Origin of the sequence: Caloranaerobacter sp. TR13 (genome assembly GCF_001316435.1) — a bacterium.
Lineage (GTDB): Bacteria > Bacillota > Clostridia > Tissierellales > Thermohalobacteraceae > Caloranaerobacter.
The window spans coordinates 197,408-218,531 of record NZ_JXLL01000003.1; the positions used below are offsets into that span (position 1 = coordinate 197,408).

Sequence of the window (21,124 nt, forward strand, 5' to 3'; positions counted from 1 at the left end):
TTGTGTGTCAAGGCAAGGAAAAGATTTCGTTTTCAAACATCAAATTTCACTTATTAGAAAAAAAGGAGGTTAAATACCTCCTTCTATAGCCCTAGTATCCATGAAGCCATTGAAAAATATAGTATTAATGCAACCGCATCTACAATCGTAGTTATCAAAGGACTAGCCATAATAGCCGGGTCTAATTTCAACTTTCTCGCTCCTATCGGAAGCATAGCTCCAACTATTTTAGCTAAAACGATAGTAAAAAACAAAGTTGAACATACAGTTATTGCTACCTCAATACTAACCTTTTCTATATAATAAATCCTCACAAAATTCACTAAAGATAAAATAACTCCTACCACTGTACTAACTCTTAATTCTTTCCACATAACTTTCAAAATATCTTTTATTTCTATCTCACCTAAAGCCATACCCCTTATTATCAATGTTGAAGCTTGAGAACCAGCATTTCCTCCTGTATCCATAAGCATTGGAATAAATGCCGCCAATATAACAACAGACTGCAATACTTCTTCAAATCTCCTAATAATACTACCTGTAAATGTAGCTGATATCATAAGTATTAAAAGCCACATAATTCTATGTTTTGCTAGTGTTAAAACACTAGTTTCAAGATACTCTTCTTCTGATGGAGACATTGCCGCCATTTTTTGAAAATCCTCTGTGTTTTCCTGTTCAATAACATCAACTATATCGTCAATTGTAATAATACCTGTTAATCTACCTTCTTTATCAACAACAGGAATTGCCATTAAGTCATATTTTTTGAATAGATAAGCTATCTCTTCTTGGTCATCATGAGTATTTACATATATTATATCTTTCTCCATTATTTCTCCAACTGTTTTATTATCGTCACTTATGACCAATTTTCTCAAAGATACTAAACCTTCTAGTTTTCTATTTTTATCTGTAACATAACAAGTATATATAGTCTCTTTATCAACACCTGTCTTTTTTATATGGTCTATTGCCTGCTTAACTGTCATTTCCTTTTTAAGGTCAACATATTCTATTGTCATAAGACTTCCAGCTGAATTTTCTGGATAGTTTAGAAACTGGTTAATTAATATTCTTTCTTCCTCTTTTGTGTTTTTCAATATTTTCTTTACAACATTTGAAGGCATTTCTTCTATAATATCTATCATATCATCAAAGAACAATTCATCTACTATACTTTTTATTTCCTTGTCTGTTATCGAATCTATAATATATCGCTGCTGCTCATATGATAAATATGAAAAGACCTCAGCCGCCATGTCCTTAGGCAATATTCTAAACAATATTAAATATGAACTTTTATCGAGCTCTTCCAAAATCTCCGCAATATCTACTACGTTTAGTTTTGTGACTTCTTTTTTGGCTTCAATATATCTTTTTTCGTTTATTAGTCTAGTAATTTTTTCCTTCATTTGTTTCCCTCCTTTTAGAAGAGCCACACACTCCTAAGTGGCAAGGTTATGGCTCTTCTTAATATAAATTTTTCAAAGCTAATCTTAGGTATAGGACCAGAGTCCACAACCATCACCACCCTTTCATAAAATAAGCAATTATAGTATTACAGAAAAATATTATTTTAATGCATGAACAAAATCTTCGATTAAAATAGATTATATGGATTATAAAAACCCTTCAAACAAGTGAAGGGTCTACCTGTCACCTGTTGGGTTTTAGCTCTATATAGCTTAGGGCTGACCCAGCCACATTAGGTATAACCTTCTCGATTATCCCTGTTTACCCATTGGCATCTCTGGATGTTTCTGGGCAGTGGCGTATTTCTATATAGTAGCCTCTCCTAACCAGGTTAATATTAGTATTATATTTAAATACATTTATATCATATTCGAAAATATGAATAAATGCAAGAAAAAAATGCGGCCTTAAGCCGCTTCTGTTATTAGTATCTATATTTTTGTTTTGAAGTTTTGTCTACATATTTGTGACTATGCCCTTTATTATAACTTGTTCTTCCATTAATATAGTGAACATGACCTCCTGGTACTTTAACCGGGCCACTTGTAAATCCCATATAATAATGGTTATGCTTTTTATTAATTGTCGTATATCCTTTATAAAAATGAACATGCCCTCTCCATAAAGGTATAGGCTCACTAGTTATCCCCCGAAATTCATGCAAATGACCTTTATTATAAGATGTTTTGCCTTTATATCTATGAATATGCGTCCTTATAAATGGATACATATAATCGGCCTCCTTGAGAATATCTATCTTTGCTTTAAGATATTCACAAGGATTTAAATTAGTTACAATCTACTTTGCATACTTGTCTAATATGTTAATAATTTCATCAATTTTTTCATCGCCTTCTCCTTTACGAACAGCTTCTTTTACACAATGTTTTATATGTTGGTCTATTATATTCAAGTTTGCCTTTTTAAGTAACGCTTGGACAGCAAGTATTTGCTTAGAAATATCAACGCAATATCTATCATTTTCAATCATTCTTATTATTCCCTCAATTTGACCTTTTGAGGTTTTAAGTAAATTTAACGCTTTCTTTCTTTCTTCATTCATAATATTTCTCCCCACTATCTATTATTAAAAATTATCTTTTATAGTCCCTCCCCATATGGGACGTATATTTATTGTAACATGTTATTATTTTAAAATCAAATAGTTTTATATGATATTTAATAAATTTCTGGTTATTATAAAAATAGGCTTATGAACAAAATATTCGATTTAGATAAATTAAGGAAGGTGATAGCTTGTACAATAATGAAGATATAATTTCAGTAAAACTAAAACTTTTAAAAGACATGGAAAATAGTATAATAAAAGCTTTTAAAATCAATTTTCCAAATAACATTATCAATCCTTTAATAAAAACACCTATTACTATTGAAAATAAAAAAGATAATTCAACTAATATCAGAAATAACTATTTACAATTAGTAAAAACTGTATTAAACAAGTGGAAAAGAGCTGGTTTAGAATTAACAACATACGTATATGAACGTCATGGCTATCGTTGGGGAAAAAAAATAAAAGATAATTACAAAATAAAATCAGCAGAAGATATTTATAGAATACTTAAAAATTACAGTTTAGAAGAAAGTCTAAATAATAGTTATACTATAACTCTTAATGACAATAATATAGTAAAATTCTATGTGAAAAAACAGATTTTAATCGACACCTGGAGAAAGTACAAAATAAATCATAGTATAATGTATGATCTTAATAGGACTTGGAAAGAAGCATTTGTAAATGGATTAAATCCAAGCTTTAAGCTACAGGCTACAGCAGAAAATATAGATGGAACTGATGTTTTTATGTATACTATTTTTAAAAAATAATTTTATATTTAGAACAAAATCTTCGATTTAAATAAATTATAAAGAAAAAAGCAGAACCAATTAGATTCTGCCTTTAGATCAACAAGAAGAATGTGCTCCATTTGCAGTAATATAAAATCCTCTTCTTAGCCAATCATTTAAATAGTCGATATTGAAATGATTAAATTGAGAAGCGACATCATTATCTACTACAAATTTAATATCCCCTGCTGTATCTACTTCGTCATTTTCTTTCTGCTCATCCAGAGCAAGCCCAAAACTTGGACCACCTCATCCAAAGCCTGCAATATATATCCTTACACTTTGAGATGCCGCTCCTTTTTCTTCCATTATTTCTTTTAGTTTTTCTTGGGCCACTTGTGTTATTTCTACCTTCATTACTATCCTCCTATCATAACTGAGTATATTTATGAAAATAAAACTCATACATAAGCACTCGCTTTTATTTTCATAAATATATATGCTTTATCTTCATTAATTTATATACCCTATAAGGGTATTTTCTAAACATAATTCTATTACATTTTTTAGTCTAAGTCAATCTATTTTAATTATTCTCATATCAGATTGCTAATTTTATCCTGATTAGATAATAACTTATCAGTATTAACACGAAAGCTAAATAGGAAATATACTTACCTGAAGATCTTCTTTTAACATTTATAGATTCAATAATTATCCCGACAATAAATATCAGTGACAAATAAAGCACAACTGGATGCCTGTAAGCAGATAAATGATACATAGATAAAAACCCACTATACTCTTTACCAATTAAACGACCTTCCAAAAACAAAGACCACATTGCTAAAGACATACTAAAATAAAAAGGAATTAAAAATATCTTAAATAAATAATAAAAAGAAAATTTATATTTCTTTGATATAAATATTAGTGTAATAAGCCCCGCTATAACGCCTCCGAGCAAACTTAGGTTCAAATGATTTATGGAGAAAATATATTTAAAATGACCCTTGTATAAATCTAAGTTAAATATAACATAACCTAATCTAGCACCAATAAACCCAGATATAACTAATGTAAAAAATATGTCCTCTACTTCATTTTTCTTAAGTCCTCTATCCTTGCCTATAAAAATAGTTATATAATAACTAATAATTATTGAAATTATAGCTAAAAACAAAAACCAACTAATTCCTATTGACTTGTATATAAAGAAGTAAGAATTCATATTATCACTTGCTCCTTACACTATCTAACATTTCCTTCATCTGTGGGTATGTCATCATGCCTAATTGTATTGCTCTGATTCTTCCCTCTTCATCTAACATAACCGACATAGGCAAGCCACTAACTAAATAATCTCTAGCAACTTTACCTGTTTTATCTAATAAAATAGGAAATCTATATCCTCCTTCTTTGACAAAGTTTTCTACTTTAGATTTATTCTCTGCAACATCTATACCTAAAACTATAAAGTTATCTTCCTTATTTTCAAGATACAATCTATTTAAATCTGGCATTTCTTTTACACAATATGGACACCATGTAGCCCAAAAATTTATTAATACTATTTTTCCTCTGTAATCTTCTAAAGAAACTATTTTACCTTCCAAAGTTTCTAAAGTAAATTCTGGTGCAATACTACCGATCTGCATTGGTAAGACTTCTTCTACTAAACTTTCATCATTAACCTCTATTTTTTCTTCTTTTGAACTCTCTTCTTTAATACTATTTGATACTGTATTATAAGATACATAAAACAAAACAGCTACTAAAGTTATAGCTAAAACAACTACTATAGCAAGCTTTTTATTCATACTTTATACCTCCATTCGGTTCTATTCTATCTAAGAAAAAGATTCGAAATTAAGTATATTTTATTTAAAAATATTAATACACCAAAACTAACTACTATGACACCACTTATCCTCATAATATATGGGATAATTTTTTCAAACTTAATTAAAAACTTACTAAATTGATTAATAAGGAGTGCAGTTAAAATAAAAGGAATTGCTAATCCAATAGAATAAGATAACAATAAATAAAACCCTTTAGATAAGGTAGCGGTTGTTCCTGCATAAATCAATATAGTTGCTAGCACACTCCCTATACACGGAGTCCATCCAGCAGCAAAAGCCATTCCCATAAGAATTGAACTAAACCAATTAGTAATCTTAGGAATTCTCACTCTTTTTTCTTTATTTAAAATCTCAAACTTGAACCCCATCATATTTAATCCAAAAAATATAATCAATATTCCACTAATTCTAGTAAATATACCTTTATACTTAATAAACATTTGTCCAACAAGACTTGCTGAAATTCCCATTATCATAAAAATAATAGTAAAACCAATAACAAATCCCAGAGTTCTAGATACAGCTAAAAGCTTCCTATTGGCAAGCTCTTCTTCAAATGTAGTACCTGTAATGTACGTTATATACGCTGGTATTAAAGGAAGTACACATGGAGATAGAAAAGAAAGAATCCCTGCACTAAAAGCTATAGGAATAGATACATCAGTCATTTTCCCCCTCCTAAATTCTCGTTTATCTGATTATACCATGCCGGGGTATGTTTGACAAGGCTTTACTTCTTATCTTTTGTATCTTCTTTACTTACATATTTACTTGTTTTGTTTTTACATGCTAAACAATTTGTTTCTTCATGATTTGAACAAGGATTCACGTGTACCATAACATCCTTTACATTATCTAGACTTTTCTTAACTTCTTCTTCAACCTCTTCAGCTATACTATGACCCATATAAACTGTAATATTAGGATCTACACAAACTTTTATATCAACATACACTTTTGAACCATGTTTTCTCGCTTTAATATCATTTATATTCTTTACATTAGTATTATTGATTAACCTTTCTGCAACCTCATATAACTTATTCTCTTCAATTGATACATCCATTAATTCATTGTATCCATGTATGAAAAATTCAACTCCAACCTTTACAACTATAATAGATACAATTAATCCGGCTAGAGGGTCTAAAAATGAATATCCCATTCTTGCACCAACAACTCCAAATAATGCTGCTATAGATGATAAAGCATCTGATCTGTGGTGCCATGCATCCGCTATTAATGCCTTGCTATTAATTTTTTTTCCAGTATTTATAGCTATTCTAAACTGAAACTCTTTGATTATTATAGATACAACCGCTGCCCAAACAGCTTCTATACCAGGAATTATTGTTGTTTGATATAACATAAGCTTTAAAGAAGAAATTCCTATTTTTACTCCTACAGCAATTAACATTAATGAAAGTAAAAAAGCTGCTATAGTTTCTGCTTTTTCATGCCCATATTGATGTTCCTCATCCTCAGGTTTTTTTGCAATAAAAAAACCTATAATAATGCCAATTGAACTTCCTATATCTGAGATTGTATGAATTCCATCCGCTAATATCGCGTTTGAATTAGAAATAAAACCTATAATTATTTTTCCTACAGCCAATATTACATTTAGAATTATTGTTATCCATGTTATTCTACTTGCAATTTTATATCTCTTATTTTCATCTATTATTTTATTTTTCAAAAATCACACCCCATTTTCAATTGATATTGGTATGATATATTATATTACATATTTAAATTAAATGTAACCCCTAAATTTCAACATTAATTAAGAATGAGTATTAACAATCGTTATTATCAATTGATATTAATTTTAATTCAAACCAAAATTCAACTCCATTCTTTATATTCCTTACTCCATAATCACTATTATGAAGCTTTAAAATATTTCTTACTATTGATAATCCTAAACCTGTTCCACCATATTTTCTAGCTCTTGACTTATCAATCTTATAAAAACTTTCCCACATTCTATCTATCTCATCTTCAGGTATAAAACTTCCACTGTTATAAATGCTTACAATCACTTTATTAGCTAACTGTTTAATAGTAACTTCTAAAACTCTTTCTGCACCTGTATGATTTAAAGCATTATTAATAAAATTCACTAGAACCTGTTCTAATCTGGTTTTATCACCATAGACGCATATTTTATCATTATCTTTTTTTATGCTAACTTTTATATTTTTTTCATCAAATATCGGTCTATATTTATTTAAAACTTTATCTGCAAGTTCACATATATCAAATTTTTCTTTATTTAATGAATAATGGCCAGATTCTAACTGTGATAAGTCAAGTAAATCTTTAACTAATTTGCTCATTTTTTCAGCCTCATCCATAATAACTTCACAATAAAAATTTTTACTCTCTATATCCTCTATAACATTATCCTTAAGCCCTTCTGCATACCCTTTAATAAGAGCAATTGGTGTTTTTAATTCGTGAGAAACATTTGAAATAAATTCCTTTCTCATTCTATCTAGTCGTCTTTCTTTTTCTATATCTTCTTTTAACTTTTCATTTGCTTTATTCAATTCATTTATTGTAAAACTTAATTTTTCAGATAAATAATTTAAACTTTCTCCTAACTGTCCTATTTCATCTCTGCTTACAACCTTATATTTATGGCTGAAATCTAAATTTGCCATTTTTTGTGCTACCTTGTTCAACCTTACAATGGGTTCTGTAATTATCTTCGTAAGTATGAAGGTCAATATTATGCCAATTATTAGGGAAATAATTGCTATGTATATATAATAATCCTTAATTATGTCTATTCCTTCTTTGATTGATGCTACAGATGATTGAATTATTAATACTTTATTGTTATTCAAAGGAGCAGCAACAGAAAGTATTTCTATATCAAATTTTGGATGTTTAAAAGTATTTAGAATAGTTTTACCTGTTAATACTTCTTTTAAATCTTCTCTTGAAATAGAAATGTATTTGCCTAAACCACCTTTAACTAATCCTCTTCCCATTCTTCCATATTGCGGTCTATATGATACAGGATATTCTATTTCTCCATTACTTGTCACTATCGTAATGTTTCCCCCTATTAAATTTTCTATCCTTTCTAATTCATCGTATATTTTCTCTATATCACCTTTATATATGTTCTTTATATAATTACTGTATGATATTAAACTATCCTTTTTCCTCTCTATATAATAAGAGTCTAAAAACTTAACATTAAAAAACCATACTAGACTTAAAATTATTGAAGTTAATAATAAAATACTTAAAAACAATTTAGTTTTTAATGACCTTCTCATTTTTTCACCTCTAATCTATATCCAACTCCTCTTACTGTTTCAATAATATGACTGTTTTCCTTAAGTTTTAATCTAAGTCTTTTAATATGAGTATCTACCGTTCTCAAATCTCCATAGTAATCATATCCCCAAACTCCATTTAATATAGTTTCCCTACTTAAAGCTTTCCCCTTATTTTTAACCATGTAAACCAACAATTCATACTCCTTAGGGGTCAATTTTATTTCAACCCCATTATTAAATACTCTATGACCATCTAGGTCTAACTCTAAACTACCAATCTTTAGCATATCTTCTCCTGAAAATGTATTACTTCTTCTAAGTAAAGCCTTAACTCTTGCTACTAATACCTTAGGACTAAATGGTTTTGTAACATATTCGTCAGCTCCAAGTTCAAATCCAAATAATTCATCTGATTCTTCACTTCTTGCAGTTAAAATTATAATAGGTACATTTGATTCTTTTCTAATCTCTCTCATAACAGTCCAACCATCATATTCTGGCAGCATTATATCAAGTATAACTAAATCTATATTATCATTAATAAATTTTTCTAACGCCAGTTTACCATTCTCTGCTTCTATTACAGTATAGCCTTCTTTTTTCAGATAATCTCCTATCAGTCTTCTCATTCTATCTTCGTCTTCGACAATAAGAATATTAACACTATCCAATCCATTCACCTCCAAATTAAATTAACTTGATTTTATTATACTATAGAATTTTTTTATTTTGTTCTAAGTTTTAGATTTCACTGAAGGTTACTAAAACTGTCACAAAACTGTCACATATAAAGGGTAGAATAAAAACAAGGAAAAAATAAAAGGAGGTTTTTCAATATGAAAAACAAAAAACTAATCTTTATAACATCTATTTTAGCTTTATCAATAATTGCTTCAGCAGGACTAGCTTTTGCAGATGGCCTAGATGAACAGTCAAATCTAAATCAACCAATGAGATATGGATTGAATATGGGCTTTGGAAGGCCTAATATTACTGATGGAAAATATGCTTATACTTTAACAGAAAACGATTTAACTACTATTAAAGGTAAAATATCAAATATCAACACAACTAATCCACCTTTTAGTTTAGATATAACTACTGATGACAATAAGCTCATAAATGTTCATCTAGGCAGAATAGTTTTCATGGATAGTTTTAAAGAGATAAATCTTGCAAAAAATATGGAAATTGAAATCAAAGGATTTTATAGAACATTTAATGTAAATAATCAAGAAACTACTATATTTACACCATTCTCAATAAAAGCTCAAGATAAGGAGATTAAATTAAGAGATGAAAATAATAGACCTGTTTGGGCTGGAAAAAAAGGCTTTGCTAAAAAAAGAGGCTTTGGTAGAGGAAATAAATTAAATAATAGACTTAATAACGGATTTAATATAAATACTTGTCCATATTTTCAGCAATAAACAAAATCTTTAATTTTAAAACACAAAGGTCGGCATTTGCCGACCTTTTTAAAATACTCTCCCCGGTACTACCATATCTATTATACCTATTGCTAAAGCTCCAATAATTGCTCCAACAACAGAAATATTAAAACCTGGAACTATAAATTTAGTAGCATACAAAATTACTCCCGCTACTATAAATCCTGTCAAACCTCTTCCAAAAGGTGATGCATCAATTCCTGCAAATTGTTCTATAATATAATTTAATGCAGTTATCACTATTGCTGATAAAATTAAACTCCACAAATTACTAATGCTAAATCCAGGTGTTAAGAAAGCAGCTACCCAAACTACTATTGATGTCAATATTACTCTAAGTATGATACTAGTTATACTAATATCTTGATTATTTGTTCTCTCTCTATCTGGCATTAAACCACCTCCTTAGTTATATTTTCACTATTATTTTTATTTTTTATGCAAAATATTTAATCAAATTACGTAAATTATATTTATCTAATATTTTTTAAGAGGATATCTAATCGAATTGTATAAATTATATTTATCTAATACTTTTTGAAGGAGGAGAAATAATTTGATTAAAAAATTTAACAAAGTTCTAGTCGCCAATAGAGGAGAAATCGCTATAAGAATATTTAGGGCTTGTAAAGAACTTGGTATTCGTACAGTAGCTATTTACTCTAAAGAAGATAAATATGCACTTTTCAGAACAAAAGCAGACGAATCTTATTTGATTGGAGAAAAAAAGAAACCTATTGAAGTTTATTTGAGTATGGATGAAATTATTGATTTAGCTATTAAAAAAGGTGTTGATGCTATTCATCCAGGATATGGTTTTTTATCTGAAAATCCTGAATTTGCAAGAAAGTGTAAAGAAGTAGGTATCGAATTTATAGGACCTACAAGTGAAACTATAGAAAGCTTAGGGGATAAAATAAAATCAAAGATTATTGCAAAAAGTGTAAATGTTCCAACTATACCCGGAATAGATAAACCAATTACATGTATAGATGAAGCACTTTCCTTTACCAAACAATTTGGATATCCGATTATTTTAAAAGCAGCTGCCGGTGGCGGTGGTAGAGGAATGAGAGTAGTTTATAATGATAAAGATTTGGCTTTAGCATTTAATAATGCTAAAAATGAAGCTAAAAAAGCTTTTGGTATAGATGATATATTTATAGAAAAATATTTAGAAAAACCTAAACATATAGAAGTCCAAATACTTGGAGATAAACATGGGAATATTGTTCACCTTCATGAAAGAGATTGTTCTATTCAGCGAAGACATCAAAAATTAATAGAATTTACTCCTGCAATAGCTATCAGCAAAGAATTAAAAGAAAAAATCTGTAGTGATGCTTTGAAAATAGCTAAAGCTGTAAACTACATAAGTGCTGGAACTGTTGAGTTTTTAGTTGATAAATGTGGTAACCATTATTTTATTGAAATGAATCCTAGAATACAAGTTGAACATACTATTACAGAAATGACAACAGGTATTGATATTGTACAAAGTCAGATACTTATTGCTCAGGGATATCCGTTAAATTCAGATAAAATAGGTATACATTCTCAAGAATCGATAAAACCTCGAGGATATTCCATACAGTGCAGAATAACTACTGAAGACCCATCTAATAACTTTGCCCCTGATACAGGTAGACTTGATGTTTATAGAACAAGTTCTGGATTTGGTATTAGACTTGATGGAGGTAATGGTTATACTGGTTCAATAATATCCCCATATTATGATAGTTTATTAGTAAAAATCGTATCTTGGTCTAGAACTTTTGAAGATGCTGCAAGGAAAGCAATAAGGTCAATAAAGGAAATGAACGTAAAAGGAGTTAAAACCAATGATGCTTTCTTAATAAATGTTTTAAATCATGAAAAATTTTTAAAGGGAGAATGTGATACACACTTTATAGATAATACACCTGAACTTTTCGATATAAGTCCTAAAAAAGATTATGAAACAAGAATCTTAAAGTTCATTGGAGAAAAAGTAGTTAACGAAGTTAGAGGAACTAAAAAAGATTATAACATCCCTCCTGTACCTAAAGGTTTAACTCCAAAAGACCTTAAAGGTACTAAACAACTACTCGATGAAAAAGGTGTAGAAGGAGTTATTGATTGGATAAAAAATCAGAAAAAACTACTGCTTACTGACACCACATTTAGAGATGCTCATCAATCTTTAATTGCAACGAGAGTCAGAACTAAAGACATGGTGAAAATAGCTAAAGCTACTGCTGTATTAGCTAAAGATTTATTTTCGTTAGAAATGTGGGGAGGAGCTACGTTTGATGTTGCATATAGATTTTTAAGAGAATCACCGTGGAGAAGATTACAAGATCTTAGGAAAAAGATTCCAAATATATTGTTCCAAATGCTAATTAGAGGCTCAAATGCGGTCGGTTATACTAATTATCCTGACAATGTTATCAGAACTTTCATCAAAGAAGCTGCTAACCAAGGTATAGATATTTTTAGAATATTCGACTGTCTAAATTGGTTAAAAGGCATGGAGGTAGCTTTAGATGAAGTATTAAAAGTAGGAAAAATAGCAGAAGTTTGTATATGTTATACAGGAGATATATTAGATACCAAAAGAGATAAATATTCATTAAAGTACTACGTTAATAAAGCTAAAGAAATTGAAAAAATGGGAGCTCATATACTTGGTATTAAAGATATGGCTGGACTATTAAAACCATATGCTGCTTCAAAATTGATTAAAGCATTGAAAAATGAAATTTCTATTCCAATACATCTTCATACACATGATACAAGTGGAAATGGTGTAGCTACTTTACTAATGGCTGCTGAAGCAGGTGTAGATATAGTAGATACAGCCTTCAATGCTATGGCTGGATTAACGAGTCAGCCAGCACTAAATTCTATTGTAGCTGCTCTTGAAAATACTGAACTTGATACAGGTATTAATCTATTAGATATTCAGAAAATATCAGATTATTGGAATGAAGTTAGAAAAGTTTATGAAACATTTGAATCTGGTTTAAAATCTGGTACAGCTGAAATATATAAATACGAAATACCTGGTGGACAATATTCTAATTTAAGACCTCAAGTAGAAAGTTTTGGCCTTGGACATAAATTTAATGAAATTAAAGAAATGTATAAAAAAGTAAATGAATTACTAGGAGATATAGTTAAGGTTACTCCATCTTCTAAAGTTGTTGGGGACTTAGCAATATTCATGGTACAGAATGGTTTAACAAAAGAAAATATAATTGAAAAGGGGAAAAATTTTACATTCCCAGATTCAGTTGTATCATATTTCAAGGGAATGATGGGCCAACCTGAAGGAGGTTTTCCAAAAGAGCTACAAAAGATTGTATTGAAAGGAGAAAAGCCAGTTACTTGTAGACCTGGAGAAATTTTAGAGCCAGTTAATTTTGAAAAAATAAAGTCAAAATTGGAAAAAGAATTTAATATGAAAGATGTAAACATTAGAAATATATTGAGTTATGCTCTTTATCCAAAGGTATATACTGATTATTTAAAATCTTTAAAACAATATGGGCATTTATATAATCTAGAAAGTCATGTATTTTTCTATGGGTTAAATGAAGGAGAGATTAGCGAAATAGAATTAGAAGAAGGCAATATTATGATAGTAAAATTAGTTGAAGTCGGTAAACTTGATGAAAATAGATATAGAACAGTTATATTCGAAGTAAACGGTAATAGAAGAGAAATTAAGGTATTTGATAAAAGTATTGGAGAAAAACAAATCACAAATGTTACAATTATGGCAGATCCAAATAGTGAAAAAGAAATTGGAGCATCAATACCTGGTACAATATCTAGAATACTTGTCAAAGAAGGGGATAAAATAAAAGAAAAGCAAAGTCTTATTATTATAGAAGCTATGAAAATGGAAACAAATATACTAGCTACTACAAGTGGCGAAATTGATAGTATATTAGTTTTTGAAGGACAACAAGTTAAATCTGGTCAATTATTAATAAAGTTAAAATGATTTGTGATTTTAATCACACAAAAAAATGAAAAATATGTTATGATTATATTGAACATTCATAAAGAAGGAGGAATTCAAATGACTATAACAAAAGATATGCTTATAGGCGAAATATTAAGAGTTAAACCAGAAGCTGCAGAAATATTATTAAGATTTGGAATGGGATGCTTAGGCTGCCCTTCTTCACAAATGGAGTCATTAGAACAAGCAGCTATGGTTCATGGTATTAACCTTGAAGAATTATTAAAAGAATTAAATAAGTAAATATGCATAATAAAACCCAACTAGATTTCTAGCTGGGTTTTATTATTTTTATTATAATATTTCTTCTAATCTGTTTCTATCGAATCCTACAATAGTCTCTCCGTTAACTATTATAACAGGAACTCCCATATAACCCATTTGTATAAGCTCTTTTCTTGCTTGAGGGTCTACTGATACATTTTTCTCAGTATAACTTAATCCTTTTGAATTGAAATAGTCTTTTGCAGCATAGCAATGTGGGCAAGTGCTGCTTGTATAGATTATTATATCAGCCATGATATTAACCTCCTATGATATTATATTTTCTAACATAAGTATACCCCATAAGGGTATGTCTAATCAAGTTTTTTCTTTTAAAAAATATTAATTTTTCTTAATATATAGACTAAAACTCCGGACATAAAACCCGGAGTTTCTATAATAACTGATCTAATCTATTTTTATCAAACCCAACTATAGTTTCACCATCTACAATTATAACTGGAACACCCATAAATCCCATTTTAATAAGTTCTCTTCTAGCAGCTGGGTCTGTTTGCACATTTTTTTCCACATAATTTACACCTTTACCCGAAAGGTATTCTTTAGCAGTTACACAATGTGGTCAAGTATTGCTAGTATAAATTATTACATTTGCCATAAAAATTCCTCCTTATTTTTTATTAAACTATATTATAAATTATTTCTTTTAATACCCTCAGATATCCTTTTTAATCAAAAAATTAATCGATGTTTTCATTTTTATTATATATTATTCTATCCATGCTTTACATGCTCTAGTCCCTGATTAAATAATTCAAGTATATGATCATCATCGAGTGAATAAATTGCTGATTTTCCTTCTTTCCTGTATTTTACCAACCTTAAATTCCTTAATGTCCTTAATTGATGTGATATAGCAGACTGGCTCATATTTAATGCAGCTGCAATATCACATACACATAATTCACTATTTGAAAGTGCATTTATTATTTTAAGTCTAGTTGGGTCACTCAATGCTTTAAATATATCAGATAATTCAATAATTATTTCATCATTTAATAATTTTCTTTTTACCTTGTTAACAATATTCCCATTTGGACAAATTATTTGACATTCAGCTTCTCTATTTTCCCTATTCGTTTTAATACCCATCACACTCCTCCTTAATCAAAACACATCGTTAACTATATCATAATCTAATTATTACCAATATTGCAACTAAAAAAACAACCCCTATTAAAGGGGCTTTGATTTATCTAGGATAAGTTGGTTTTAAAGGGCTTACTATTCTACCAGTTATAGCATCAATATGAAGTAGCCAATAACCTATTCTTTCTCTATTTCTGCCTTTTCTTGGTATCCATGTAGTAAATCCAGTCATTCCTCTATAAGGTTGTTCATCTTTAGTAAATCTGCCAGGAATACCATAAACATAATATTTAATCTCTCCATTTTCTTCTACAGTTCCAAATATATAATGCCCATATTTCCTAATTAAATTATGACAGGTTGTCGTTTTAAAATTAATTTGATAAGGGTAATATGTGTTAATTATATAGTTATAGAAAGGTAGAAATCCTCTATAAATGTTTTTCCTGTCATACTCTATTTCCCACCAAGTATATCCTTTCAATTCTTCTCTTAAAGGATTAACTTTTTCAAAGAATTTTAATATATTCAAAGAATAATTAGCTATATGCCTACTATAATTTCTATTGCTTTCAGTATAATCGTAATTCATATTAATAGAATGTCCATACTTATCATCAGCATTATTTGTTTCATATTTAATCCCATTTATTTTATGTTCACTTGTCTTTTCTACTTCTTCATTTTTTATGAAAATATCTTCTTCATTTTCTATTTCTAAATATTTATCTTCATTCTGTCCATATTCAGTTTTATTTTGAATAGGTACCTGCTTATTCTCTATTTGAGTTTCATCATGTTCTACAGAATTATCATCTTCACTCTCTTCTGTTATATTATCTAATTCATATGTTCTATTCTGAACATTCTCTGTTTTATAATGATTATTTTTTTTAGCTTCTATATCTTTAATTAATTTATTAATAGAATCATCCTTATTTCCAACATACCCGACTAAAGGAATTACTATTTCTTCATTATTATTTCCATAGAATTGCACAAATATTGTATTAAACTTATCAATAGAAATACCTGTTCCTCCTACTGATTCTGGATTGAATTTCCACAACAAATTTCCTTTACCATTCTCATTTAATATAATGTTGCCCATCTCTACTTTTATCGGCTGTTCATTAATAACAGAAAGTAAACCACCAACGTATATACCATCTGCATCTATATTCTTAGTTTCTTCTATATTTAACTGTATTTTCCCTCTACCATCTCTAACCTCTATCTTAGCATATCCTTTCAGGCTATCTTTATTCTTTAGGTATCCTACAGCATTGGATTCTAACATTACAAATTTCCTCATATAGGTCCGTTTTTCATACAATGTTATTTCCCCCTTTCGAACATCTTATTATAAATATATGTATATAAGGGGGAATAGTGAACTATTTACTTAAAATAGAATTAGTTATCTTTGCAAACTCATCTAAACTTAAGTCTTCGGCTCTAGCTTTTACATCAATATTACATTCATTTAGTATGGATATTATATCTTCCTTGGCTATACCTAGCTGGCTTGAATTTAACGCATTAACTAAAGTTTTTCTTCTCTTGCCAAATGCAGCTTTAATGATTTTAAATAAGAACTTCTCATCTTCAACTTTAACAATTGGTTTTTCATATACATTTAACATAATTACAGCTGAATCAACATTAGGACGCGGCATAAATACATTTTTAGGAACATTAACTATTATCTGAGGTTTAGAATAATATTGTACTGCAATAGAAAGTGCACCGTAATCCTTAGTGCCAGGTTTAGCTCTCATTCTTAGTGCTACTTCTTTTTGAACCATTACTACAATCTTATTTACTCTTATTTTTTCTTCTAATAATTTCATAATAATTGGTGTTGTTATATAGTATGGCAAATTAGCTACTACCTTTATTTCCCCATCATTATCAAAATAATCAGATATCAATGTATTAAGGTCTATTTTTAATACATCTCCCTGAACTAAATGGAAATTATCATAACTAGATAAATTATCATTAAGTATAGGATATAAGTTTTTATCTATTTCTATTGCTACAACTTTCCTTGCTCTCTTACATAATTCTTGTGTTAAAGTTCCTATGCCTGGACCTACTTCTATTATCTGGTCACTTTCTTTTATTTCTGCTCCATCACATATTTTATCTATGATATTTTTATCTATTAAAAAATTCTGACCTAAACTCTTTGAAAAAGCAAATCCATATTCATCTATTATCTCTTTAATTACCCTAGGGGAATATAGTTTTCTTTCACTCATTTATTTTTCAATCCTCCTAATTGATTCTAGAAATTCTTCTCTAGTTATTCCATAATTATTTAGTCTTTTTAAAAATTGTTTAGAATTGCAATATCCAATACCTAATATTTTTCCTAACTCTTCTCTTCGCTTGCTTGAATTAGGATTCCCGACCAATCCATATTTTATCATATCTTCCTTAGTAAATTCATTTCTTTCATCAATTGATTCTACTCTTGCATTTTTTAACGCTATTATAATGTCTTCTTTAGAAGCATTTTCAATTCCTATATTGTCTCCTTTAGTAGCCTTCTCTTTAGGCAGAAAAGCATGTTTACAATTTTTAATTTCCTTGGAAATTATTTTTCGTATCTTCTCTCCTGCATAATCAGGATCTGTAAATATTATAACGCCCCTTTTTTTAGCAGCCGTCTTAATTCTTCTCATAGTTTCTGATGATAATCCAAATCCACCAGTTGCTATAACTTCTGCATCTACCGCGCTTTTTACAGCTGCTATATCATCTTTTCCCTCTACTACAATTACTTCTTTTATCATTTTTTAGCCTCCTTAATAATGGGTACTGGGTACTAGATACTGGGTACTGGGTGCCTAGTACCTAGCACCAAGTACCTAATATATAATTTTACATTTTTAATTTTCAATTTTCAATTCCTATCCCTTATCCCTACAACTTGCAACTCAAAAAAGCTAACAGCCGATAACATGCAACTGTTAGCTAACAAACTAAGATATAATATACTAATCACTTAAAATATAAACTTTTACTTTTCTTCTTCCAAAAGCTAAAGCTTTACTTCTACTTTCAAAGAAAAGGTCAATTTTATTACCTTTTATTGCTCCTCCTGTATCCTCTGCTACAGCAAAGCCATAATCTTTAGTACCATCTAAAGATTGGATATATAATTTTGTACCTAAAGGGATTACTCTTGGGTCTACTGCTACTACTCCATGTCTAACTTTAGTACCCATAGCTGTAATTCCATAACCTTTATCACCAGGCCTTTTACCCGTACTTTCATAGGATAAATCATAGGCTGTGGCACTCATAATTATACTTTTTTCAAATTTAACATTTCCCCTTGATGAAATGAAATAATCTTTAGTACCAATTTCGTATATCTGTGGAATAGGCTTTTGTACTATTTTCTCATCAGATATATATTTAGAAATTAATTTTCTATTTTTGTAAATTTTGCTAATCTCCATTTCTTTAATACCATTTTTACCAGACTGTATCTTCTTAACTTTACCCTTTTCAAGATTATCATTATATCTTGTTATTTCTTCATACGGTATTACTTCCATCTTCAAATCAGTCTCTTTATCTATTTGTACAACTCTTATCTTCATGCCAGATATAATGCTACTGTTTAGTCTAGGTATTATATAATCATCTTCATCATATTCAATACTTAACTCATTTAATACTTCTTTAACAGTCTTTTTTGGCGTCTTGACTTCTGTAGCTCTATTCCCCAAAAAAACTTCTAAAAAAGTAGCTCTATTAATTTCTATCACCATGCCATTCTCAATTTTATCATCAAGTTCTGCACTTACATAATCTTCCTCATTTAGATCTATATTGAGCTTATTTAAAAACTTTTCAACTGTTTTCTCTGTAGTTTTATAATACATTTGTTTCCCATCTATAATAATACTAACTTCTTTTACGCTACTTTTATAGATCCCTAAAATAGCTAACAATGGAATTAATAATATAATAAATAATAGCAATATTTTCTTATTAATGAATTTTATACTCATTTCAGTTCCTCCAAAAACTAGAGTTTTTATGTATTGTATTGTAAATATTAATTTTTGTCAAATTTATTAGATATTTACACCTTTAGGACCAAATGTTACTATTTTTTTGCTAATTATTGTTCTTCAAAACGTTATTATTTCCCAAATATACACTTATATTCTTTAAATTCAGCTGACAGTAAATAGAAAGCAGTTGTCAATTGACTATTAAATAAAATTAGGGTTAAACACTAGTAAAATAGCATTTAACCCTAAGCTAAAATATTTTTTACATGCCAGGCATCATATGGTGCATAGGATACATCGGCATCATTGGATACATCGGATACATTGGGTACATAGGGTACATTGGATACATAGGGTACATTGGATACATTTTTTCCATATCTTCCATATCCATTTCTTCATCCATCATTGGCATCATTGGATACATTGGGTACATCGGATACATTGGCATCATTGGATTCTCACCATATGGCATCATCGGATACATAGGATACATTGGATACATTGGGTACATTGGCATCATCGGGCACTTATCTTTATCTTTTGGATAATCTCTATCACAATCTCTTCTCATTAAATCAACTCCTTATGCAATTAATATTGCTTAGTAACATTATATGAAAAGAGTAATATGACGTTACTTCTAATAGTCTTTTGATATTCGCTATATTCTCCAAACAAAAAAACGGCTAAAAGCCGTTTTGAACTTGATGACAAAGCAAAATTTATATGAAAATGACGCTCATGCGGACGAATTTAGAAAAAACTTAAGGCTCAAATTTTTAGAAAACCCTAACGCTTCCAATGAGTCGTCCTGACTCTGGAAGCTGGCTTAGCGTCCATGCTAAGCCTACGGATTTTCTCAAAAATTTTCACCTAGTTTTTTAACTAAATTCTTTCAAGCATTCGCTTTCATTTTCATAAAATATTTAAAAAGACAAGTTCGTCAACAGTCTAAAACGGCTAAAAGCCGTTTTTTAGTCTATATTAAATAACCTCTTTGTATTTTCAGTAGTAATACGCGCAACTTCTTCAACAGTTATATCTTTTAATTCTGCAATCATTGCAGCAACATATCTTACATATAAAGGTTCATTTCTCTTACCTCTATGCGGATGTGGTGTAAGATATGGTGAATCTGTTTCAATCAGTATTCTGTTAATATCTATAGCCTTTACTACTTCCTTAGCAGTTTTTGCATTTTTGAAAGTAACTGGTCCTGCAAAAGATATATAAAATCCCATCTTTATATATTCTTTTGCCATTTCTACACTACCAGAAAAACAGTGCAGTACTCCTGTTAATGTACCATCTTGTTCCTCTTTTAATATATCGTATACATCTTTATGTGCTTCTCTATCATGTACTATAATTGGCAAATTAAATTCCTTTGCTAATTTAATCTGCTCTCTAAACCATTTTCTTTGTATATCTCTTGGTGAAAAATCATAATGATAGTCCAACCCTATTTCTCCTACAGCTATAACTTTATCTTTCTTTAATAATGACTTCAAAACTTCTATTGTATCATCATCCATAGTCTTAGCATCATGAGGATGTATACCGACTGCTGCATATATATTTTCATATTGTTGTGCTAAAGCAACAGCTTTTATAGATGATGCCAAATCAGCACCTGGATTTATAACTACCCATATATCATTATTTTTCAAGCTTTTAATGATTTTATCTCTGTCTTTATCAAATCTTTTGTCATCTAAATGTGCATGGCTATCTATTAGCATGTGTCTCTCTCCTTATTTATTAGTTGCCAGTTTCCAGTTGCCAGAGTACA

23 protein-coding genes and 1 riboswitch are annotated in these 21,124 nt (G+C 29.3%); of the genes, 4 read left to right on the forward strand and 19 right to left on the reverse strand.

Features of this window, described 5'->3' with window-relative positions; all coding sequences use genetic code 11:
- Positions 1-83: 83 nt before the first annotated feature.
- The 3 genes from mgtE to TR13x_RS05260 form a co-directional block, all read right to left on the reverse strand.
- The gene (mgtE, locus tag TR13x_RS05250) at positions 84-1,418 is read right to left on the reverse strand and encodes a magnesium transporter (RefSeq protein ID WP_054870850.1); all 1,335 of its coding nucleotides are present in this window, start codon (positions 1,416-1,418) and stop codon (positions 84-86) included.
- A 234-nt stretch (positions 1,419-1,652) separates the two neighbouring features.
- Positions 1,653-1,816: riboswitch (M-box (ykoK) riboswitch) on the reverse strand.
- Between the two features lie 87 nt (positions 1,817-1,903).
- Positions 1,904-2,209 carry a YmaF family protein gene (locus TR13x_RS05255; RefSeq protein WP_054870851.1) on the reverse strand — a complete coding sequence of 102 codons (306 nt, stop codon included), beginning with the start codon at positions 2,207-2,209 and terminating at the stop codon, positions 1,904-1,906.
- Between the two features lie 69 nt (positions 2,210-2,278).
- A complete protein-coding gene (locus TR13x_RS05260) occupies positions 2,279-2,542 on the reverse strand; it encodes a metal-sensing transcriptional repressor (protein WP_054870852.1) in 264 nt (87 codons plus the stop codon).
- Between the two features lie 194 nt (positions 2,543-2,736).
- Between TR13x_RS05260 and TR13x_RS05265 the strand changes: the two genes are divergently transcribed.
- A complete protein-coding gene (locus TR13x_RS05265; RefSeq protein WP_054870853.1) occupies positions 2,737-3,327 on the forward strand; it encodes a hypothetical protein in 591 nt (196 codons plus the stop codon).
- Positions 3,328-3,889: 562 nt separating this feature from the next.
- Here the strand turns inward: TR13x_RS05265 and TR13x_RS05270 are convergent.
- The 6 genes from TR13x_RS05270 to TR13x_RS05295 form a co-directional block, all read right to left on the reverse strand.
- Entirely contained in the window at positions 3,890-4,519 is a 630-nt protein-coding gene (locus TR13x_RS05270; RefSeq protein WP_054870854.1) for a prolipoprotein diacylglyceryl transferase family protein, read from the reverse strand.
- Positions 4,520-4,523: 4 nt separating this feature from the next.
- Positions 4,524-5,108 carry a TlpA disulfide reductase family protein gene (locus tag TR13x_RS05275; RefSeq protein WP_054870855.1) on the reverse strand — a complete coding sequence of 195 codons (585 nt, stop codon included), beginning with the start codon at positions 5,106-5,108 and terminating at the stop codon, positions 4,524-4,526.
- Between the two features lie 26 nt (positions 5,109-5,134).
- Complete coding sequence (locus tag TR13x_RS05280) at positions 5,135-5,821, reverse strand: cytochrome c biogenesis CcdA family protein (RefSeq protein WP_054870856.1); 687 nt, start codon at positions 5,819-5,821, stop codon at positions 5,135-5,137.
- 62 nt (positions 5,822-5,883) lie between these two features.
- Positions 5,884-6,852 carry a cation diffusion facilitator family transporter gene (locus tag TR13x_RS05285; RefSeq protein ID WP_054870857.1) on the reverse strand — a complete coding sequence of 323 codons (969 nt, stop codon included), beginning with the start codon at positions 6,850-6,852 and terminating at the stop codon, positions 5,884-5,886.
- Between the two features lie 100 nt (positions 6,853-6,952).
- Positions 6,953-8,449 carry a cell wall metabolism sensor histidine kinase WalK gene (locus TR13x_RS05290; RefSeq protein WP_054870858.1) on the reverse strand — a complete coding sequence of 499 codons (1,497 nt, stop codon included), beginning with the start codon at positions 8,447-8,449 and terminating at the stop codon, positions 6,953-6,955.
- Positions 8,446-9,123, reverse strand: coding sequence for a response regulator transcription factor (locus TR13x_RS05295; RefSeq protein WP_054870859.1), 678 nt, complete (start codon positions 9,121-9,123; stop codon positions 8,446-8,448). The genes TR13x_RS05290 and TR13x_RS05295 overlap by 4 nt, the downstream gene beginning before the upstream one ends.
- Positions 9,124-9,288: 165 nt before the next feature.
- Here TR13x_RS05295 and TR13x_RS05300 point away from each other — a divergent pair, with 165 nt between their 5' ends.
- Entirely contained in the window at positions 9,289-9,882 is a 594-nt protein-coding gene (locus tag TR13x_RS05300; protein ID WP_054870860.1) for a hypothetical protein, read from the forward strand.
- A gap of 48 nt (positions 9,883-9,930) precedes the next feature.
- Here the strand turns inward: TR13x_RS05300 and TR13x_RS05305 are convergent, their stop codons facing one another.
- Positions 9,931-10,296, reverse strand: a complete 366-nt coding sequence (locus tag TR13x_RS05305) for a phage holin family protein (protein WP_054870861.1) — start codon at positions 10,294-10,296, stop codon at positions 9,931-9,933.
- 166 nt (positions 10,297-10,462) lie between these two features.
- Here TR13x_RS05305 and TR13x_RS05310 point away from each other — a divergent pair, with 166 nt between their 5' ends.
- Positions 10,463-13,894 (forward strand): pyruvate carboxylase, encoded by a 3,432-nt coding sequence (locus TR13x_RS05310; RefSeq protein WP_152912123.1) that lies wholly within the window; start codon positions 10,463-10,465, stop codon positions 13,892-13,894.
- A gap of 78 nt (positions 13,895-13,972) precedes the next feature.
- Positions 13,973-14,158, forward strand: coding sequence for a DUF1858 domain-containing protein (locus tag TR13x_RS05315; RefSeq protein WP_054870863.1), 186 nt, complete (start codon positions 13,973-13,975; stop codon positions 14,156-14,158).
- A gap of 51 nt (positions 14,159-14,209) precedes the next feature.
- Here the strand turns inward: TR13x_RS05315 and TR13x_RS05320 are convergent, their stop codons facing one another.
- The 9 genes from TR13x_RS05320 to TR13x_RS05360 form a co-directional block, all read right to left on the reverse strand.
- Positions 14,210-14,434 carry a glutaredoxin family protein gene (locus TR13x_RS05320; RefSeq protein ID WP_054870864.1) on the reverse strand — a complete coding sequence of 75 codons (225 nt, stop codon included), beginning with the start codon at positions 14,432-14,434 and terminating at the stop codon, positions 14,210-14,212.
- A 139-nt stretch (positions 14,435-14,573) separates the two neighbouring features.
- A complete protein-coding gene (locus tag TR13x_RS11345; RefSeq protein ID WP_082394797.1) occupies positions 14,574-14,798 on the reverse strand; it encodes a glutaredoxin domain-containing protein in 225 nt (74 codons plus the stop codon).
- A 116-nt stretch (positions 14,799-14,914) separates the two neighbouring features.
- Positions 14,915-15,292 carry a helix-turn-helix transcriptional regulator gene (locus TR13x_RS05330; RefSeq protein WP_054870865.1) on the reverse strand — a complete coding sequence of 126 codons (378 nt, stop codon included), beginning with the start codon at positions 15,290-15,292 and terminating at the stop codon, positions 14,915-14,917.
- A 100-nt stretch (positions 15,293-15,392) separates the two neighbouring features.
- Entirely contained in the window at positions 15,393-16,625 is a 1,233-nt protein-coding gene (locus tag TR13x_RS05335; protein ID WP_152912114.1) for a hypothetical protein, read from the reverse strand.
- Positions 16,626-16,686: 61 nt separating this feature from the next.
- The gene (gene rsmA / locus TR13x_RS05340; protein WP_054870867.1) at positions 16,687-17,556 is read right to left on the reverse strand and encodes a 16S rRNA (adenine(1518)-N(6)/adenine(1519)-N(6))-dimethyltransferase RsmA; all 870 of its coding nucleotides are present in this window, start codon (positions 17,554-17,556) and stop codon (positions 16,687-16,689) included.
- On the reverse strand, positions 17,557-18,093 hold the full coding sequence (gene rnmV, locus TR13x_RS05345; protein WP_054870868.1) for a ribonuclease M5: 537 nt from the start codon (positions 18,091-18,093) through the stop codon (positions 17,557-17,559).
- 204 nt (positions 18,094-18,297) lie between these two features.
- Entirely contained in the window at positions 18,298-19,323 is a 1,026-nt protein-coding gene (locus TR13x_RS05350; protein WP_054870869.1) for a 3D domain-containing protein, read from the reverse strand.
- A gap of 268 nt (positions 19,324-19,591) precedes the next feature.
- Positions 19,592-19,903: a hypothetical protein gene (locus tag TR13x_RS11050; protein WP_054870870.1), complete on the reverse strand. Its 312-nt coding sequence runs from the start codon at positions 19,901-19,903 to the stop codon at positions 19,592-19,594.
- 403 nt (positions 19,904-20,306) lie between these two features.
- On the reverse strand, positions 20,307-21,074 hold the full coding sequence (locus TR13x_RS05360; protein ID WP_054870871.1) for a TatD family hydrolase: 768 nt from the start codon (positions 21,072-21,074) through the stop codon (positions 20,307-20,309).
- Positions 21,075-21,124 lie beyond the last annotated feature (50 nt).

Coding starts and splice junctions, on each gene's coding strand:
- TR13x_RS11050 (WP_054870870.1), bottom strand. CDS start 19,903: ATGAGAAGAGATTGTGATAGAGATTATCCAAAAGATAAAGATAAGTGC.
- rsmA (WP_054870867.1), bottom strand. CDS start 17,556: ATGAGTGAAAGAAAACTATATTCCCCTAGGGTAATTAAAGAGATAATA.
- TR13x_RS05315 (WP_054870863.1), top strand. CDS start 13,973: ATGACTATAACAAAAGATATGCTTATAGGCGAAATATTAAGAGTTAAA.
- TR13x_RS05275 (WP_054870855.1), bottom strand. CDS start 5,108: ATGAATAAAAAGCTTGCTATAGTAGTTGTTTTAGCTATAACTTTAGTA.
- TR13x_RS05300 (WP_054870860.1), top strand. CDS start 9,289: ATGAAAAACAAAAAACTAATCTTTATAACATCTATTTTAGCTTTATCA.
- TR13x_RS05330 (WP_054870865.1), bottom strand. CDS start 15,292: ATGGGTATTAAAACGAATAGGGAAAATAGAGAAGCTGAATGTCAAATA.
- TR13x_RS05320 (WP_054870864.1), bottom strand. CDS start 14,434: ATGGCTGATATAATAATCTATACAAGCAGCACTTGCCCACATTGCTAT.
- TR13x_RS05255 (WP_054870851.1), bottom strand. CDS start 2,209: ATGTATCCATTTATAAGGACGCATATTCATAGATATAAAGGCAAAACA.
- TR13x_RS05260 (WP_054870852.1), bottom strand. CDS start 2,542: ATGAATGAAGAAAGAAAGAAAGCGTTAAATTTACTTAAAACCTCAAAA.
- TR13x_RS05360 (WP_054870871.1), bottom strand. CDS start 21,074: ATGCTAATAGATAGCCATGCACATTTAGATGACAAAAGATTTGATAAA.
- TR13x_RS05305 (WP_054870861.1), bottom strand. CDS start 10,296: ATGCCAGATAGAGAGAGAACAAATAATCAAGATATTAGTATAACTAGT.
- rnmV (WP_054870868.1), bottom strand. CDS start 18,093: ATGATAAAAGAAGTAATTGTAGTAGAGGGAAAAGATGATATAGCAGCT.
- mgtE (WP_054870850.1), bottom strand. CDS start 1,418: ATGAAGGAAAAAATTACTAGACTAATAAACGAAAAAAGATATATTGAA.
- TR13x_RS05280 (WP_054870856.1), bottom strand. CDS start 5,821: ATGACTGATGTATCTATTCCTATAGCTTTTAGTGCAGGGATTCTTTCT.
- TR13x_RS05290 (WP_054870858.1), bottom strand. CDS start 8,449: ATGAGAAGGTCATTAAAAACTAAATTGTTTTTAAGTATTTTATTATTA.
- TR13x_RS05350 (WP_054870869.1), bottom strand. CDS start 19,323: ATGAGTATAAAATTCATTAATAAGAAAATATTGCTATTATTTATTATA.
- TR13x_RS05270 (WP_054870854.1), bottom strand. CDS start 4,519: ATGAATTCTTACTTCTTTATATACAAGTCAATAGGAATTAGTTGGTTT.